The sequence below is a fragment of the Arachnia sp. genome, assembly GCF_057238465.1.
In genome coordinates, this window is sequence record NZ_DBHHFZ010000002.1 from 226,107 (window position 1) to 242,443 (window position 16,337).

The 16,337-nt window shown below is 66.5% G+C and carries 15 protein-coding genes; 5 read left to right on the forward strand and 10 right to left on the reverse strand.

The features are described from left to right. Nucleotides 1-2 precede the first annotated feature (2 nt). Both ACO6D6_RS03300 and dnaE read right to left on the reverse strand, forming a co-directional pair. Nucleotides 3-563 carry a hypothetical protein gene (locus ACO6D6_RS03300; RefSeq protein ID WP_484783206.1) on the reverse strand — a complete coding sequence of 187 codons (561 nt, stop codon included), beginning with the start codon at nt 561-563 and terminating at the stop codon, nt 3-5. After that, complete coding sequence (gene dnaE / locus ACO6D6_RS03305; RefSeq protein WP_484783208.1) at nt 556-4,110, reverse strand: DNA polymerase III subunit alpha; 3,555 nt, start codon at nt 4,108-4,110, stop codon at nt 556-558. Before dnaE ends, ACO6D6_RS03300 begins: the two co-directional genes overlap by 8 nt. 82 nt (nt 4,111-4,192) lie before the next feature. On the opposite strand from dnaE, the gene ACO6D6_RS03310 reads away from it, so the two are divergent. The 3 genes from ACO6D6_RS03310 (at nt 4,193) to ACO6D6_RS03320 (ending at nt 6,830) form a co-directional block, all read left to right on the forward strand. Next, nucleotides 4,193-4,828: a DUF1707 SHOCT-like domain-containing protein gene (locus ACO6D6_RS03310; protein WP_484783209.1), complete on the forward strand. Its 636-nt coding sequence runs from the start codon at nt 4,193-4,195 to the stop codon at nt 4,826-4,828. Nucleotides 4,829-4,905: 77 nt separating this feature from the next. Further along, nucleotides 4,906-6,198, forward strand: coding sequence for a sensor histidine kinase (locus ACO6D6_RS03315; protein ID WP_484783210.1), 1,293 nt, complete (start codon nt 4,906-4,908; stop codon nt 6,196-6,198). Further along, nucleotides 6,186-6,830: a response regulator transcription factor gene (locus tag ACO6D6_RS03320; RefSeq protein ID WP_484783212.1), complete on the forward strand. Its 645-nt coding sequence runs from the start codon at nt 6,186-6,188 to the stop codon at nt 6,828-6,830. Before ACO6D6_RS03315 ends, ACO6D6_RS03320 begins: the two co-directional genes overlap by 13 nt. Nucleotides 6,831-7,037: 207 nt before the next feature. Here the strand turns inward: ACO6D6_RS03320 and ACO6D6_RS03325 are convergent, their stop codons facing one another. The 8 genes from ACO6D6_RS03325 to ACO6D6_RS03360 form a co-directional block, all read right to left on the reverse strand. Continuing rightward, complete coding sequence (locus ACO6D6_RS03325) at nt 7,038-7,886, reverse strand: DUF6612 family protein (protein WP_484783213.1); 849 nt, start codon at nt 7,884-7,886, stop codon at nt 7,038-7,040. 328 nt (nt 7,887-8,214) lie between these two features. Next, entirely contained in the window at nt 8,215-9,045 is an 831-nt protein-coding gene (gene trpA / locus ACO6D6_RS03330; RefSeq protein WP_484783215.1) for a tryptophan synthase subunit alpha, read from the reverse strand. Further along, on the reverse strand, nt 9,042-10,280 hold the full coding sequence (gene trpB / locus ACO6D6_RS03335; RefSeq protein ID WP_484783216.1) for a tryptophan synthase subunit beta: 1,239 nt from the start codon (nt 10,278-10,280) through the stop codon (nt 9,042-9,044). The genes trpA and trpB overlap by 4 nt, the downstream gene beginning before the upstream one ends. Before the next feature lie 158 nt (nt 10,281-10,438). Continuing rightward, on the reverse strand, nt 10,439-11,218 hold the full coding sequence (gene trpC, locus ACO6D6_RS03340) for an indole-3-glycerol phosphate synthase TrpC (RefSeq protein ID WP_484783218.1): 780 nt from the start codon (nt 11,216-11,218) through the stop codon (nt 10,439-10,441). After that, a complete protein-coding gene (locus ACO6D6_RS03345) occupies nt 11,215-12,711 on the reverse strand; it encodes an anthranilate synthase component I (RefSeq protein WP_484783220.1) in 1,497 nt (498 codons plus the stop codon). The genes trpC and ACO6D6_RS03345 overlap by 4 nt, the downstream gene beginning before the upstream one ends. Beyond that, complete coding sequence (gene hisI / locus ACO6D6_RS03350; RefSeq protein WP_484783222.1) at nt 12,705-13,055, reverse strand: phosphoribosyl-AMP cyclohydrolase; 351 nt, start codon at nt 13,053-13,055, stop codon at nt 12,705-12,707. Before hisI ends, ACO6D6_RS03345 begins: the two co-directional genes overlap by 7 nt. Before the next feature lie 160 nt (nt 13,056-13,215). Then, entirely contained in the window at nt 13,216-13,647 is a 432-nt protein-coding gene (locus ACO6D6_RS03355; RefSeq protein WP_484783224.1) for an HAAS signaling domain-containing protein, read from the reverse strand. Beyond that, nucleotides 13,640-13,987 (reverse strand): PadR family transcriptional regulator, encoded by a 348-nt coding sequence (locus tag ACO6D6_RS03360; RefSeq protein WP_484783226.1) that lies wholly within the window; start codon nt 13,985-13,987, stop codon nt 13,640-13,642. The genes ACO6D6_RS03355 and ACO6D6_RS03360 overlap by 8 nt, the downstream gene beginning before the upstream one ends. Nucleotides 13,988-14,447: 460 nt before the next feature. Between ACO6D6_RS03360 and ACO6D6_RS03365 the strand changes: the two genes are divergently transcribed. Next, nucleotides 14,448-15,653 carry an RtcB family protein gene (locus tag ACO6D6_RS03365; protein ID WP_484783228.1) on the forward strand — a complete coding sequence of 402 codons (1,206 nt, stop codon included), beginning with the start codon at nt 14,448-14,450 and terminating at the stop codon, nt 15,651-15,653. Between the two features lie 64 nt (nt 15,654-15,717). Further along, nucleotides 15,718-16,323: a maleylpyruvate isomerase family mycothiol-dependent enzyme gene (locus ACO6D6_RS03370; protein WP_484783230.1), complete on the forward strand. Its 606-nt coding sequence runs from the start codon at nt 15,718-15,720 to the stop codon at nt 16,321-16,323. The last annotated feature ends 14 nt before the right edge of the window (nt 16,324-16,337 follow it).

Genomic DNA, 16,337 nt, shown 5'->3' on the forward strand with positions numbered 1-16,337 from the left:
GGTCAGTCTACCGCCGCGATTCTCCGGGGTTCCGGCGGTGGTACCGGAACGGAGGACGGTGGTTCGGGCCAGAATGCGGCGAGCAGCATGACGGGGGTGATTGCGCAGAAGGGCCCCACCAGCAGGGCGGACATCGAGCGCAGGGTGAGATCGATGGGCACGATCTCCCCGGCGGACGCGGCGGCGAGACGGGAATCGAAGCTCGGGGGCAGGATCCACATTCCGCCCAACCAGGTGAGCAGGCAGACCACCAGCGCACCGCCGACGGCAGCCACGCAGACCCACCACCCGCGGTCCTTGAACCACCACCAGGAGATCAATCCGATCGCGAGCCCGCTCACGGCGGCGAGCAGGACGAACAGCGCGTCCGTGGAGAACACGTCCGCGAGGCCTCGTTCCGACAGGCTCGCCCCGAGTTCCTGGGACACCAGGTAGCCGGGCCGGTGGGCGAGACCCGCCCAGGCGAAGGCGCACAGCGTGGCCAGGCCCAGCAGCACACCGAGGAATTGGAGCACCCGCCACAGCAGGCGGGGCAGGGCGCGGGAGGGATGGGCTTCAGCCATTCGCCGCTCCCCTGCCGAAGGACACCGCGCTCGGTCCCAGGAGCGCTTTCAGGTCCGCGAACAGCGGCGAGCTCGGGGTGACGTGGAAGCCGTTGCCGAGCCGGAAGGTGGTGAGCCGGTCGCCGTTGCGGAGCTGCAGGTGCACCTCCGCCGATCCGGGATGCTCCGACAACACCTGTTTGAGGTTACCCACCACCCTCGGGGTGCAGCGCACCGTCGGCAGGGTCAGCACCACCGGTCCCAGGCCGCCGTCCGCGCTCACCTGCGGGGCGTTCACGTCCTGGGCCCGCATCCGCGCCCGGTCCTCCGAGTCCTCGACCACACCCTTGACCGAGACTATGGTGTCCGGGGCCAGGTACTGGGCCACCACGTCGTAGACCTTCGGGAAGACCGTGACCTCAATGCTGGCCTCCAGGTCCTCCAGCATGAGGACCGCGTAGAAGGCACCCTTCTTGTTGACCCGCCTCGTCACCGAGGTGATGAGCCCGCACACGGTGGTCTCGCCCCGGAATCCGCCCTCCGCGGCGAGGCTCGAGACGGAGTGTTTGCCGTGCTGGAGCAGCACGTGTTCCAGGCCGTTGAGCGGGTGATCGGAGACGTACAGTCCCAGCATCTCCCGTTCGAAGGCGAGCTTCGTGCGCTTGTCCCATTCGTCCAGGTCGGGGATGGGCTGCTTGTCGAGACCTCCCTCGTCGCCGCCATCACCGAAGTCCCCGAAAAGGTCGAACTGGCCGTGTTCCTCGTTCTTCTTGAGTTCGATGACCGAGTCGACGGCATCCTCGTGGACGGTCATCAGCGACCTCCGGGTGTGGCCCAGTTCGTCGAACCCGCCGGCCTTGATCAGCGACTCGATCACCCGCTTGTTGCACATCAGCAGGGGCGCCTTGTCGAGGAAGTCCTGGAAGTCCTTGGCCTTGCCCACCCGGGCCCGTTCCGCGGTCCACGCGGAGACCACCTTGTCGCCGACGTTGCGGACGGCACCCAGCCCGAAACGGATGTCCTTGCCGACCGGGGTGAAGGCGATCTCGGAGGAGTTGACATCGGGCGGCAGGACGTGGATCCCCATGCGCCGGCACTCCGCCAGGTAACCGGCGGACTTGTCCTTGTCGTCGCGGACCGACTGCAGCAGCGCCGCCATGTACTCGGTCGGATAGTTCGCCTTCAGGTAGGCGGTCCAGTAGGAAACCACCCCGTAGGCGGCCGAGTGGGCCTTGTTGAAGGCGTAGTCCGAGAACGGCAGCAGAATGTTCCAGAGCACGTCGATGGGTTCCTGGTTGAACCCCCGCTCCTGCATGCCCTTGCTGAAACGCTCGTAGTGGGCATCCAGCTCCGCCTTCTTCTTCTTGCCCATGGCGCGGCGGAGCATGTCGGCGGCACCCAGCGTGTACCCGGCGAGCTGCTGGGCGATCGCCATCACCTGCTCCTGGTAGACGATCAGACCGTAGGTCTCCCCCAGGATCGGTTCGAGGGCTTCGGCGAGCTCCGGGTGGATCGGTTCCACCTTCTCGCGCCCGGTCTTGCGGCGCGCGTACTTGTTGTGCGAGTCGGCCCCCATGGGGCCGGGACGGTAGAGCGCACCGACGGCGGAGATGTCCTCGAAGCAGTCGGGCTGCATGGAACGCAGGAGCTGCCGCATCGGGCCACCGTCGAGCTGGAAGACCCCCAGGGTGTCGCCGCGCTGCAGCAGGTCGTAGGTGGCGGGATCGGTCAGCGGAAGATCCTCCAGCACGATGTCGATGCCGCAGTTGATCTTGATGTTGTTCACCGCGTCGGCGATCACCGTGAGGTTCCGCAACCCCAGGAAGTCCATCTTGATCAACCCGAGGGATTCGCATCCCGGGTAGTCGAACTGGGTGATGATGGCGCCGTCGGATTCCCGTTTCATCACCGGGATGACGTCCTGCAGGGGGGCGTTCGACATGATCACCCCGGCGGCGTGCACGCCCCACTGGCGTTTCAGGCCCTCGATTCCCTTGGCCGCCTCGACCACGGTTTTGACGTCCGGGTCCGAGTTGTAGAGGTCACGGAACTCCTGGCCCTCGGCGTAGCGTTTGTGTTCCGGGTTGAACAGCTCCGGCAGCGGAACTCCCTTGCCCATGACATCGGCGGGCATGGCCTTGGTGATCCGCTCCCCGACGGCGAAAGGCATGTCCAGCACCCGGGATGCGTCCTTGACGGCGGCCTTCGCCTTGATGGAGCCGTAGGTGACGATCTGGGCCACCTTGTCGGAGCCGTACTTGTGGGTGACGTACTGGATCACCTCGCCGCGACGGCGATCATCGAAGTCGATGTCGAAGTCCGGCATGGAGACGCGTTCGGGGTTGAGGAACCTCTCGAACAGCAGGCCGTGTTCGAGGGGGTCGAGGTCGGTGATGCGCATGGCGTAGGCGCACATGGATCCGGCGCCCGATCCGCGTCCGGGACCCACGCGGATGCCGTTGTTCTTGGCCCAGTTGATGAAGTCCGCGACCACCAGGAAGTAGCCGGTGAATCCCATCTTGGAGATGATTTCGGATTCGAACCTGGCGCGTTCGATGACCTCGTCGGGAATGCCGTCGGGGTAGCGCTGGTGGAGTCCCTTCTCCACCTCCTTGTGGAACCAGGAGTCCTCGGTTTCGCCGGCGGGACAGTCGAAGCGGGGCATGTAGGTGCCGATGCCCTCGTCGAAGACGGTTTCGATGCGTTCCGCGATGGCGAGGGTGTTGTCGCAGGCCTCGGGGATGTCCTTGAACAGGGCCCGCATCTCCTCGGGGCTCTTGAGGTAGTAGCCGGAACCGTCGAACCTGAACCGGTCGGTCTGGGCCTTGCGGGAACCCGCCGAGACGCACAGCAGGGTGTCGTGGGCGTCGGCGTCCTCGGCGTGCACGTAGTGGAGGTCGTTGGTGGCCACCAGGGGCAGGTTCAGGTCCTTGGCGATGCGAAGCAGGTCGTTTCGCACCTTTCTTTCGATCGACAGGCCGTGATCCATCAACTCGACGTAGAAATTGCCCTCCCCGAAGATGTCGCGGAACTCCGCCGCCGCGGCCCGGGCGTTTTCGTACTGGCCGAGCCGGAGGAAGGTCTGGACCTCACCCGAGGGGCAGCCCGTGGTGGCGATCAGTCCCTTGCCGTATTCGTTCAGGAGCTCCCGGTCGGCGCGGGGCTTGTAGAAGAACCCCTCCAGGGAGCTCCGGGAGCTGAGCTTGAACAGGTTGTGCATGGCCTCCTTGTCGGAGGCCCACATCGTCATGTGGGTGTAGGCGCCCTTCGAAGCGACGTCGTCGCCGGTGCCGTCACCGAACTGCACGCGCTTGCGTTCGGTGCGGTGGGTGCGGGGGGTGAGGTAGGCCTCCAGGCCGATGATGGGTTTGACGTCATAGTTCTTGGAGGCCTTGTAGAACTCGTAGGCTCCGTAGAGGTTCCCGTGATCCGTGATCGCCAGCGCCGGCATGCCCATTCGTTCCGCGCCCTTGAACAGGTCATGGACGCGCGCGGCGCCGTCGAGCATCGAGAACTCCGTATGGCAGTGCAGGTGCACGAACGTATCCCCCACTGCTGCTCCTTCCATCCGACCCGAACGGGCACCAACCCTACCCCCGGATGCGGATCGGGACCGCAAAGGTGGGTGGGAAGCGCGTAAGCTGATTCCCATGCCCCAACCGGACCACCTGCGCTGCTCGGACGCGGATCGCACTGCCATTGAACAGTTGCTGACCGATGCCTACTCCGACGGCCGTCTGACCCGTGAGGAACACGACGAGCGCCTCAACAGGACCTGGGAGGCGAAAACCTTCGGGGATCTGCGGGAGATCACCACCGACCTGGTGCCCACCGATCCCCAACCCGCTTCTTACCTGGTGGAGAGAACCCGGGACGACCGGTCGCGTGCGCTGGTCGATCCTGCGGGGGCGGGACCGGGAAGCGAGAACATCGTCGCGATCTTCGGGGACGCGAAACGGGGCGAGGGCTGGCGGGTGCGCGCCAACACCCACGTGAACACGGTCTTCGGTGATGTGAAACTGGACCTGACCAAGGCCGTGTTCGATTCCTTGTCCTCCCAGTTGAACGTCATGGTGGCCATGGGCGACGTGGTCCTGCGGGTGCCCGCCGGGGTCAGGGTCCGCAACGAGACCGCCTGCATCTTCGGTGACGTGAAGGTGGCTGGTCTGGAGCCTGACGGAAACGGCCCGGAGCTGGTGCTGACCGGTTTCTGCATCTTCGGGGACGTCAAGGTGTACGGCCCGAATCACAAATCTTTCTTCAAGAAGTTCAAGGAGTTGCTCTGAAACTGTCGGGCCAGCCCCACCCCGGGTCTCGGGCCAGCGGGATGGGAACACGGCCCGCCGGGGTGAAGAGTGAAACCATGAACACGACATCCACCTTCCGTCCCCCGCTCGCGGGTACCATCGCCTACCTCCTGCTCGGCTGGCCCATCATGTTGTTCGCCTTCGTGATGGTCGTGACCTTCACTGCACTCGGGATCGGTACGGCCGTCATCTGGGTTGGCCTTCCCATCCTGGCTTTCGCCCTACTGATGGCCCGCGGCTTCGCCACCATGGAACGACATGTCCAGGCGGGACTCTTCGGACGCGAACCGGCAGCACTGCACTACCGACAGCGCCGGGAGGGGGATTCCTGGTTCAAGGCGATGCTCAACGTCATCGCCGACCCCCAATCATGGCTCGATGTCCTGTGGGTGTTCGTGGGATTCATCACCTCGACGATCACGTGGTCGCTGGCCTTGGTTTGGGCGGCTCTGTGCACGGGGCCGGTGACAGGCCCCATTCTCGCCCTGCTGGCCGAGATCTTCCACACGAATGGCGGCGGTCTCGCCTATCTCTACTGGGAGATCTCGGGTTTCACTCCCATGTTGAACACGACCCTCGTGAGAATCCTCGATGGGGCCATCCCCATAGTGGTCGGGTTGCTCGCCATCAAGCTGGCGCCACCGGTGTTCCGCGGACTGGCGTGGTTGCACGGCTCGGTGGGCGATGCCCTGCTGAACCTGAGGGCCCGCAACAATGCCCGGATCACTCAGCTCCGCGACTCCCGGGCCGCGGTGCAACGCGCCGAGACCGGGGCCCTGCGGAAACTGGAACGCGACATCCACGACGGCCCGCAGCAGCGACTCGTGCGACTCAACATGGATCTGGCCCGCACCCGCAGGCAGCTGGACCAGGACCCGGAACGGGCCCGCGAGCTGCTGGGGGAGGCCATGGCCCAGACCCAGGAAACCCTCGCCGAGCTGAGGCAGCTGTCCCGCGGCATCGCACCGCCGGTGCTGGTCGACCGTGGGCTCGAGGCCGCCATTGACGAAACCGCTGCCCGTTCCGCCATCCCGGTGACCGTCTATTCCAGCATCCCCGGGAAACTACCCGATCACGTCGAGCAGGCGGCCTACTTCGTGATCTCCGAGTCCTTGGTCAACGCCAACAAACACTCCGGGGCCACCGCTGTTGATCTGATCACCGCGGTCCAGGACGGTTGGCTGTACATCACCATCACCGACGACGGCATGGGCGGCGCCTCGACGGCCAAGGGCCACGGCCTGGCCGGTCTGGAGGAACGTCTCCGGGGAGTCGACGGAAGGTTGTCCATCACCTCCCCCACCGGGGGGCCGACCAAGATTGAGGCGGTGATCCCTTGCGGGTCCTGATAGCCGACGACTCGGTCCTGCTGCGAGAGGGCCTGGCGTTGATCCTGGGCGACGGCGGTCACGAGGTGATCGCCGCCGTCGGGAGCGGAACCGAACTGGTGCCCCGCGCGCTGGAGTTGCGTCCCGAGTTGATCATCACCGACATCCGCATGCCCCCGTCGAACACCGACGAGGGCCTGCGGGCCGCCGTCGAGATCCGCAGCCACTGGGGTGAGGCCCCGATCCTGTTGCTGAGCCAGTACGTCGTGGCCGCCTATGTGCAGGAGCTGCTCGCCGACGGCGGCACCCACCTCGGCTATCTCCTCAAGGACAGGGTCGCCGACATCGACACCTTCCTGGAGGCTGTGGATCGTGTTGCGGAGGGCGGTCTGGTTCTCGACCCCGAAGTGGTGGCGCAGGTTCTGGGGCGTGGCCGCAAGGCCGACCCCGTCGCCCAGCTGAGCTCCAGGGAAAGAGAAGTCCTGGGACTGATGGCCGAAGGTCACACCAACGCCGGCATAGCGAAACGCCTGGTGGTGACGGAAGGGGCGATCGAGAAACACACCCAACGCATCTTCTCCAAGCTCGGGCTCCACCCCGACCCGGGTGTTCACCGCCGGGTGAAGGCCGTCCTGACCCTGCTCTCCAGTTGATCCCCCGCCCCGCGGAGGCTCGAGAATTCAAGAAACTCGAAGTTCACTCACAGCTATCCCCGGGTTCACCCCGACCGAGAATCCCGCCGCTGTTTCGCCGGCCCTGGTCACATTCGTCCGTGCTGGGGAGCCAGCAAACTTCAGCAAGGTCGGCAAACAAGCGGTAGGTCAGCATGAATCACCTCTGTACCTGCCCCTGGACTCGTCTCAGGAGGAGAAGAAGGTCTTCAGGCTGGTCTCGGGGGCATCCTGCAGGTCGGAGGGAATGCTGAGGGTGACCTCTTGGGTCTCATCGGAGGTCATGTCCACCTTCAAGTCCATTTTCGCCTTCTTGCCCTGAACGGTCACATCGGCGTTCAGTTCCATGGTGAAGTTCTTCATCCGGTGGGTGTTCTTGTCGACGGTCAGGGTGAGCAGGCAGTAGCTGTTCGACAACTCATCGATCCGGCCGCCGGATCCGCTCCGGTTCAGGATCTTCATCAGCGATTCGTGTGATGGAACCAGTTCCACGACATAGGTTCCGTTGTCCTCCTTGGCACCTATTTTCTCCGGGTTCTCCGCATACATCTCCACCGACGCCATCGAGGATTCCTGCACCTGCCCCAGGAGATCCTGTATCCCCTCCTCGGAGAGCACCTCCTGGCCCCGTTTGCTGCCGGAAACCCCGTTCTCCAGCCGAGCGTAGGCGTGGTATTCCTTTTCCTCCTGCTGGAAGAGCACATAGAATTTGGCGGCGTTGCTCTTCCCGGCGCCGGCCGAAACCTTGATTTCGGCCGCGACCTCACTCATTCGCTGTTCGCCGGATTGTTTGGAGTCCAGGCTCATGTTCAACGTCACGGTTGTGCCGTCCATCGACGTGTCGAGCACGGTGTTCATCTTCACGGTTTGATCGTGATCGGGGATGAGCTGCTCCGATTCCCCCTGGTTCAGCGCCCTGCTCAGGATGTCCTGGGCGTCGAGAGCGGGATCGGATTCGATCTTTGGCGCCGCCCGCCCGCAGCCAGCGGTGACGAGCGCCGCACAGATCAGGACTGCCAGAAAACAACGCCGCACCATGGGTGAACTCCTTCGTTCCGTCGGCCGCTGGTCAGCCTACAACACGGAGAGCTCACCGAAGGCCTGCAGCGGCCCGCCCGGGAACCGCCGGCCTTCATTCGTCCTGCCCGGGTGAGGCGCTGACGGGTCAGCTCCCAACCGCGGAACCCGGCGGCGCGGATTCCCCGGCCCGAGCCCGAGACCGGTTTCGATGACGAACCACCCCGAACGGGATCCGGCGCCGCGGATCGTCCTCAGCACCGACCCCGACCGTTTCGTGAGCCGGGGCTGCGGGGTCCCGGTCATCACGCACGTGTTCCCATCGCCCCCCGCAAGGGTGGCCGTCCGGTCAACGGCCCTTCCTGACACCTTCCAGGAGTTCCGCCGCCAGGGCGCCCAACCTTTCCAGGTCTCCCGGCATGTCCGCCCCGTCACTCGCCAGGCAACGCACCAGGGCGGAGCCGACGATGACCGCGTCCGCGTAGGCACCGACCTCCGCGGCCTGGTCACCGTTGCCGACCCCCATGCCGACACCGACCGGCAGCCCCGGGTCGATCTCCCGGGCTCGGGCGGCGATCACCGGGGCGGCCAGCGAGGTGTTTTGGCGCACACCGGTCACCCCCATGACGCTGGTGGCGTACACCCAGCCCCGGCAGGCCGCCATGGTCATGGCGATGCGCTCCGGGGTGCTGGAGGGGGCGATCAGGAAGATCCTGTCGAGGCCGTGGGCATCGGTGGCGGCGATCCATTCGTCGGCCTCGTCCGGGGTGAGGTCGGGGGTGATGACGCCCGCTCCCCCGGCGGCGGCCAGGTCACGGGCGAACGCATCGGGTCCGTACTGTTCGATCAGGTTCCAGTAGGTCATCACCACCGGGATCTTGCCGCACGAGGCGACGGTCTCGGCGGCGGTGAAGGCGTCACGGGTGCGCACCCCCCGGGCGAGGGCCCTGGTGGTGGCGTGCTGTATGACAGGGCCGTCGAGGAAGGGATCGGAGTAGGGCATCCCGATCTCCACCATGTCGGCCCCTTCGCACAGGACGCGGTAGGCCTCGCAGCTCTTCGCGACATCCGGGTAGCCGACCGGCAGGTAGCCGACGAAGGCGGCCCTCCCCTGGGCACGGCAGGCGGCCAGGGTCTTGCCGGAGATCCCCAGACGGGTGGGATCCGTGAAGTTGCTCATTCCATCTCTCCCACGACTCGATCGGGTTCACCGGACATTCCGAACCACTTGAAGGCAGTGGAAACGTCCTTGTCACCCCGCCCGGACAGGCACACAAGGATGCGGGGGCGTGTTCCGGGTTGCTCCCCGGTCAGTTTCAGGGCCAGTCGCCTGGCACCCGCGACGGCGTGCGCGGACTCGATCGCGGGAATGATTCCCTCGGTCCGGGTCAGCAGCTGGAAGGCGTCCATCGCCTCGACATCGGTGACGGGTTCGTAGCTGGCCCTGCCGGTCTCGGCCAGCCAGGCGTGTTCGGGGCCGACCCCCGGGTAGTCGAGTCCGGCGGAGATCGAGTGCGATTCCATGGTCTGCCCGTCCTCGGTCTGGAGCACGAAGGTGCGGGCGCCGTGCAGCACCCCGGGGCGGCCTGCACCGATCTTCGCCGCGTGACGCCCGGTCTCGATGCCCTCACCCGCGGCCTCGATGCCGAGCAGGTGCACGGATTCGTCGGGGATGAAGTCGGCGAACGCGCCGATGGCGTTGGAGCCACCGCCGACGGCCGCCACCACCCAGTCGGGGAGGCCGCCGTGTTCCTCGAGCATCTGGGCGCGGGCCTCGGTGGAGATCACCCGCTGGAGCTCCCGGACCAGGTAGGGGAAGGGGTGCGGCCCGCCGACCGTCCCGAGCAGGTAGTGGGTGTTCTCGACGCTCGACACCCAGTCCCGCATCGCCTCGTTCATCGCGTCCTTCAGGGTGCGGGAACCGGATGCGACGGCGTGGACCTCAGCTCCCAGCAGTTGCATCCGGGCCACGTTGAGGGCCTGGCGTTCGGTGTCCAGCTGCCCCATGTAGATGCGGCACTCCAGTCCGAGCAGGGCGGCCGCCGTGGCGGTGGCGACGCCGTGCTGCCCGGCCCCGGTCTCCGCGATCACGCGGGTTTTCCCCATCCGTTTGGTGAGCAGCGCCTGGCCGAGCACGTTGTTGATCTTGTGCGCGCCGGTGTGGTTCAGGTCCTCGCGTTTGAGGAGGATCGTGGCGTTCCCGCAGTGCTTGGAGAAGTTCTCGGCCACCGTCACAGGGGTCGGTCGGCCCGCATAGTTGCGTTGCAGGCCGGCGAGTTCGGCCCGGAAGACCGGATCGGCCCGGGCGGCCTGGAACTCGGTGTCCAGCTCCGCCAGGGCTGCGTGCAGCGCCTCCGGCACGAACGTTCCGCCGAAGCGGCCGAAATGGCCTCGGGCATCGGGAAGTGCGGTCATGCGCAGCAGCCTACTGGTTCCCGCAGGCGTGGAGATCGCCTTTCCAAATCGCCGAGATTCATCGATGCCGCCCCGGTTCCTGTTCTCCTGCGACGGATCACTCGGTCCGGGCCGTCCCCCCGGTCCGCCGGAGAACCAGAACCCACCGGTCGGCACGGTCAGTCGATCGAGGCGAACTCCTCCACGGCGGCGCGGGGATCACCGTGAAGAACCAGTGCCTCCCCGACGAGGATGGCGTCGGCTCCCTCCTGACGTACCCTGCGGGCGTCGTCGAGGCTGAGGATCCCGGATTCGGCAACCTTGACCCGGTCGTCGGGGATGAGGGATGCGAGTTTCCCGAACTGGTTGAGATCCACCCCGAGGGTCTTCAGGTCCCGGTTGTTGATCCCGATCACCTCGACCCCTGCGTTCACGGCCCGTTCCACCTCCTCCTCGGTGTGGGTCTCCACCAGCGCGGTCATGCCCAGCGCGTCGGTCAGGTCCAGGAAGGCCCGCAGCTCCACGTCGCTGAGGGCGGCGGCTATGAGAAGCACCAGGTCGGCGCCGTGAACCCGTGCCTCGTAGAACTGGTAGGGATGCACCATGAAGTCCTTGCGGAGCAGCGGGGTCTCCACGGCCTCGCGGACCGCCTCGAGATCCGTCAGCGAGCCGTTGAAGCGCCGTTTCTCGGTCAGCACTGAGATCGCGGCTGCTCCCCCTGCGGCGTAGTCGGTGGCGAGTGCCGCGGGATCCGTGATCTCGGCCAGGTCCCCCTTGGAGGGCGAGCGGCGTTTCACCTCGGCCATCACGGCCAGCCCGGGGGCCCGCAGGGCGGGGACCACGGGGCGCGCCGGTGGCACCTGCCGCGCCAGCTCGAGCAGTTTCTCGAAGGGCTGATCGGCTTGGCGAACGGCCAGATCCTCTCTGACCCCGGTGATGATCTCGTCGAGCACGGTCATGCGGTTTCTCCCAACTTTGCAGCGCGGCGGAGCGCGGTGATGACGGCGGCCGCCTTGTGTGAACACTCGGCGTCCTCTCTCCCAGGAACGGAGTCGGCGACGATGCCCGCACCCGCCTGGACGTGGGCGATGCCGTCCTTGAGCACAGCGGTGCGGATCGCGATGGCGACGTCCGAGTTGCCTGCGAAGTCGAAATAGCCGACCACGCCGCCGTAGAGACCACGGCGGCTGACCTCCAGTTGATCGATGATCTCCATGGCACGCACCTTCGGCGCCCCGGAGAGGGTGCCCGCGGGGAAGCAGGCCAAGGTGGCGTCCAGCGCGGTGCGTCCCTCGGCCAGACGTCCGCTGACTGCCGCTTCCAGGTGCATGATGTGGCTGTAACGGTGGATCTGCATGAACTCGTGGACGGTGACGCTGCCCGGTTCGCAGATCCGCCCCAGGTCGTTGCGTCCGAGGTCCACCAGCATCAGGTGCTCGGCCCGTTCCTTCGGGTCCGCCAGCAGTTCGGCGGCCAGTTCCCGGTCCTCGAACTCGGTGCTGCCCCGCGGCCGCGAACCGGCGATGGGCCGGGTGGTGGCCAGGCCGTCCTGGACCGTCACGAGAGCCTCGGGGCTGGAACCGATGACCGCGAACCCGGGCAGCCGCAGCAGGTAGAGGTAGGGGCTGGGGTTGGTCAGCCTGAGGGCCCGGTAGACCTCCAGCGCATCGGATTCGGTGGGCACGTCGAAGCGCTGCGAGACCACCACCTGGAAGGCCTCCCCCGCTTCGATCTCGGCGATGGTGTCCCGAACCGCCTGCTCGTACTCGGCCGGGGTGCGTTGCCGCCTGACCTCGAGGTCGGCCAGGCCGTCGCGCGCCGGTTCCACCAGGGAGGGGGCCGGCTCGGCGAGCCGCCCGGCCATTTCCTCGATGCCGACCAGCGCCTCGTGATAGGCCCGTTCCACACCCTCGTCGGTGCCGTCGTAGTTGATGGCGTTGAAGATCAGGTGCACCTCGTGTGTTCTGTGGTCCAGCACCGCGACCTGGGAGGCGAGCATCATCACCAGTTCGGGAAGCCCGAGGTCGTCGATGCAGGTGTCCGGCAGCTTCTCCAGTCGCCGCACCACGTCGTAGCCGAGATAGCCGACCATCCCGGCGTGGAACGGCGGCAACCCCTCGGTGGCCGGGGTGGCGAGTTCGGCGAGGGTCTGGCGCAGGACATCGAGCGGGTCGCCGTCACCGATGCCGGTCAGTTCGCGGCCCAGCCAGACGGCCTTCCCGCCGCGCTCCGTGAGGGTGGCGGCGCAACGCACCCCGACGAAGGAGTACCGGGACCACACCCCCTCCGATGCGGATTCCAGCAGGAAGGTTCCTTCACGCGCCCCGCACAAGGTGGCGTACAGGCCGATCGCGGTGATGTGATCGGCCAACAAACGGGCGTGGACGCTGATCACACGGCGGGTTCTCGCCAGCTCCGTGAACTCTGCAAGGGTTGGCGAGATTTTCAGCATTCGACGTCACTTCCGGTCAGCTCGGTGAAGAAACAGCTTGGATTGCCCGTGTGGCAGGCGGCCCCGGTCTGTTCGACGCGCAGCAGCACGGTGTCACCGTCGCAGTCCAGATGAACGGAGACCACGCGCTGGTGGTTGCCGGAGGTTTCTCCCTTGACCCAGTAGATCTGACGGCTGCGGGACCAGTAGGTGGCCCGGCCGCTCGTCAAGGTGCGGGCCAGGGCTTCCTCGTCCATCCAGGCCAGCATCAGCACCTGCCCGGAGGCGACGTCCTGGGCGACTGCCGGAACGAGCCCGTCGGAGTTGAACCGCACCCGGGCGGCCACGTCCTCACGCAATCTCATGGAGCCATTCTTCCCGCAACCTCTTGGCCTGACCAACCCGAAAGGCCGTGGAGGGGTCACAGAAATTCCGAGACCCCCGCAGAGTTCCGACCTTGCGAACCCCGTCAGTGATGCGGGAGCCGAGGTCGGCAGGTCGTGGTCGGATTCGTGAGGCCAGGCATCAACGAATGCCCCTCCCGGAGGGATCGGTGGGGTTGGGTTTCGGGCGGCGGGTCAACCGGGCCAGGACGAGAACGCCCCACGCGACCAGGATCACGGATGCGAGGACGATGCCCGCAACCGGGGGGAGAAACCCCAGGACGACTTCCTGGCCCCGCGCGCTCAGGCAGATGATCAGCAGGGCACCCGCCAGGGTCCCGATCAGCCAGCCCGCCAGGTACAGGGGCGTGTCGCCAGGGCTTGCGGTGGTGGCAGGAGTGAAGGTTCGGGCGTAGTCCCGGGGGCTCCCGAAGGCCTGCCGCGGCGAGGTGCCACTGTCGGCGGTGTGGGATTCGACGGTCCAGACGGCCTCCTGGACCTGTTTCTCGTCAACGCCCCGGATGCGAAGGTGGCGTGCGAGTTCTGCCGTGTACTTGTCCGTTTTCTCATTCATCGTGGTCGGCCTCTCTGCCAAGGATCCGTGTCATCGACCGGGACAGTGCGTCCCATTGGGTTCGTTGCCGGACCAGGAGCTCCAGGCCGGCCTGCGTCAACTGGTAGTACTTCCTTGCCGGGCCCCGTTCGGCGGTCCGCCAGCTACCCGTCACGAGCCCCTTGGTCTCCAGGGCCCGCAGGGCCGGGTAGAGAGTTCCCCCGGGGATGACACCCCAGCCGTGTTTTTCGAGTTCCTGTGCGATGCCGTACCCGTGGAGGGGGCGGCGGCCGAGGATTCCGAGGATCGCCGCTGGGAGCAGGCCCCGTTGCCACTCCGGGGGCCATGCACTGGTTGCCATGCAACCAGTGCACCACCTCACTATGTAGATTGTCAATCTATTTCGAAACCAAATCTTCTTGGTTGTTGTCAACGGGGACACGGAGGCGCGGGCCGGCCCACCCCGCTCACGGACGGCCCGGGTGGCCCTCGCCGACAAGTTGCGTTTCGGCGGTGAATTTGCCATGCTTCTCCGCGGCGTCAAGGAAGGCGCCGGGCCCGGTTCACCGGGTGAGCGAGAGGTTGGATCATGAGGGAAAAGCAGTTCGGTCGCGGCACCGCGGCGCGTCTACTGCGTCCTGCCGCCTCAACCCGTCCCACGAACTCCGCGCAGTCCCGCTGAGTTCCGGGGCACGGAGCCCTCTCGCCGGTTTTCTCACATGCCTCGTCTCCGAGAGGTCTCTGGTTGCCCCTGTCAACATTTCGAGGCCCCGCGGATGGGTGCTGCCCATCACGGATCCTCTCGATTCAGGAGAACCATCATGTCCATCTACCCGGTGCCGCTGAGCGGCACCGTGAACACCCTCATGTGGGCCGACGAGACCGACATCGAGGAGCCCGCGATCAGGCAGCTCCGCAACGTCTCCGCCCTTCCGTGGACCCACGGGCTGCGCGTCATGCCCGATGTCCACTACGGGAAGGGAGCCACCGTCGGATCCGTGATCGCCATGCACCAGGCAGTGGCTCCCGCCGCGGTCGGTGTCGACATCGGCTGCGGCATGACCGCGGTGCGCACCAACCTGAGTCCTGACCGGCTTCCCGACGGTCTCGGCCGGCTTCGCCGCACCATCGAGCGGGGCGTCCCGGTCGGGAACGGGGCGCACAGGGATCACTCCCCCACCATTGACCGGCACGGCAGGCTGAAGCGCCGGTTCAGGGAGATGCGGGAGGGTTTCGAGTCGCTGCAGGCCCGCAGGCTCGCGCGTTCCTTCAGGAAGCTCGAGATCAAGGCCGTGAACCAGATCGGCACGCTGGGTGGCGGCAACCACTTCATCGAGCTGTGCGCCGGGGACGACGACCGCATCTGGGTGACCCTGCACTCCGGCTCCCGCGGCATCGGCAACCGGCTGGCGCAGGAACACATGGAGGTCGCCCAGTCCCTCACCCACAACAAGGGCCTGGTGGACCGGGACCTGGCCGTGTTCCTGAGCCACACCCCGCAGATGGAGGCCTACCTTCACGACCTGTGGTGGGCGCAGTCCTACGCGCTGCTCAACCGTGACGTGATGCTCGCCAGCATCTGCGACGACCTCTCACGGCACATCCCCCGGATCGCCTTCGAGGATCCGATCCGCTGCCACCACAACTACGTGGCCGTGGAGACCTACGACGACCTGGAACTGATCGTCACCCGGAAGGGGGCGATCCGGGCAGGAAAGGATGATCTGGGTGTGATTCCCGGCTCCATGGGAACCGGCTCGTACATCGTGCGGGGGCTCGGCAACCCGGCCTCCTACGAGTCGGCCTCGCACGGCGCGGGCCGGAGGATGTCGCGGAACCAGGCCAAGCGGCGGTTCACCGCCGAGGACCTGGCCGAGCAGACCAGGGGAATCGAGTGCCGCAAGGATCCCGGCGTGATCGACGAGATCCCGGCCGCCTACAAGGACATCGACGAGGTGATCCGGGCGCAGTCCGATCTGGTCGAGGTCGTGGCAAGGCTCCAGACCCTGCTGTGCATCAAGGGCTGAAGCGACCTCACCTCGGATGCCATCCACCGAGGCGGCTCATGCCCCGAGCCCGTAGGCTTGGGGCATGAGCCTTGCTTCCCGGCAGCGCGAGTCGCTGTGCGATCTGATGTCCGAACTCGGGCCGCTGGCCCCCACCAGGTGCGACGGCTGGAACGTCGGCGACCTGGCCGCGCACCTGTGGATCCGGGAACACAAACCGGCTTCGCTGCCCGGGATCGGTTCGAAACGGTTCGCCGAGCTCACCGGACGTATCCAGGTCGAGGCCCTGCACTCGAAGGGATTCCCGGCCCTGGTCAGGGAGCTGCGCCGCCCGGGTTGGGTGATGCGCCCGCTCGACGGCATCGTCAATGCGGTGGAGTTCTTCATCCACCACGAGGACGTGCTGCGCGCGAACGGCCGGAGCCAGCACCTCACCGACAAGGATCAGGCGGAGTTGCTGCGCACCGCCCGGGTGCTGGCATTCCGGGCGCAGCGCGCCTGGGGTGGGCAGCTCATCCTGGTTCCCACCATCGGTGAGGTCATCCGTCACGGCAGGGGAAACCGGCCGCTGCGTCTCGCCGGCCCACCCTCGGAGTTGCTGCTGTTCCTGACGGGCAGGGAAGCCAACATCGAGATCACGGCCGAACCCGAGACCGTCGAGGAGTTCCGGAAAGCCGTCGGCGGCCTGTAGCGGCCCGGGCCCGC

What these genes read in the sequence shown, in the direction of transcription:
- ACO6D6_RS03310 (WP_484783209.1), top strand. Translation starts at nt 4,193, where the DNA reads ATGCCCCAACCGGACCACCTGCGCTGCTCGGACGCGGATCGCACTGCC.
- ACO6D6_RS03360 (WP_484783226.1), bottom strand. Translation starts at nt 13,987, where the DNA reads ATGGCAACCAGTGCATGGCCCCCGGAGTGGCAACGGGGCCTGCTCCCA.
- trpA (WP_484783215.1), bottom strand. Translation starts at nt 9,045, where the DNA reads ATGAGCAACTTCACGGATCCCACCCGTCTGGGGATCTCCGGCAAGACC.
- ACO6D6_RS03325 (WP_484783213.1), bottom strand. Translation starts at nt 7,886, where the DNA reads ATGGTGCGGCGTTGTTTTCTGGCAGTCCTGATCTGTGCGGCGCTCGTC.
- ACO6D6_RS03315 (WP_484783210.1), top strand. Translation starts at nt 4,906, where the DNA reads ATGAACACGACATCCACCTTCCGTCCCCCGCTCGCGGGTACCATCGCC.
- ACO6D6_RS03355 (WP_484783224.1), bottom strand. Translation starts at nt 13,647, where the DNA reads ATGAATGAGAAAACGGACAAGTACACGGCAGAACTCGCACGCCACCTT.
- ACO6D6_RS03365 (WP_484783228.1), top strand. Translation starts at nt 14,448, where the DNA reads ATGTCCATCTACCCGGTGCCGCTGAGCGGCACCGTGAACACCCTCATG.
- trpB (WP_484783216.1), bottom strand. Translation starts at nt 10,280, where the DNA reads ATGACCGCACTTCCCGATGCCCGAGGCCATTTCGGCCGCTTCGGCGGA.
- ACO6D6_RS03300 (WP_484783206.1), bottom strand. Translation starts at nt 563, where the DNA reads ATGGCTGAAGCCCATCCCTCCCGCGCCCTGCCCCGCCTGCTGTGGCGG.
- dnaE (WP_484783208.1), bottom strand. Translation starts at nt 4,110, where the DNA reads ATGGAAGGAGCAGCAGTGGGGGATACGTTCGTGCACCTGCACTGCCAT.
- ACO6D6_RS03370 (WP_484783230.1), top strand. Translation starts at nt 15,718, where the DNA reads ATGAGCCTTGCTTCCCGGCAGCGCGAGTCGCTGTGCGATCTGATGTCC.
- trpC (WP_484783218.1), bottom strand. Translation starts at nt 11,218, where the DNA reads ATGACCGTGCTCGACGAGATCATCACCGGGGTCAGAGAGGATCTGGCC.
- ACO6D6_RS03345 (WP_484783220.1), bottom strand. Translation starts at nt 12,711, where the DNA reads ATGCTGAAAATCTCGCCAACCCTTGCAGAGTTCACGGAGCTGGCGAGA.
- hisI (WP_484783222.1), bottom strand. Translation starts at nt 13,055, where the DNA reads ATGAGATTGCGTGAGGACGTGGCCGCCCGGGTGCGGTTCAACTCCGAC.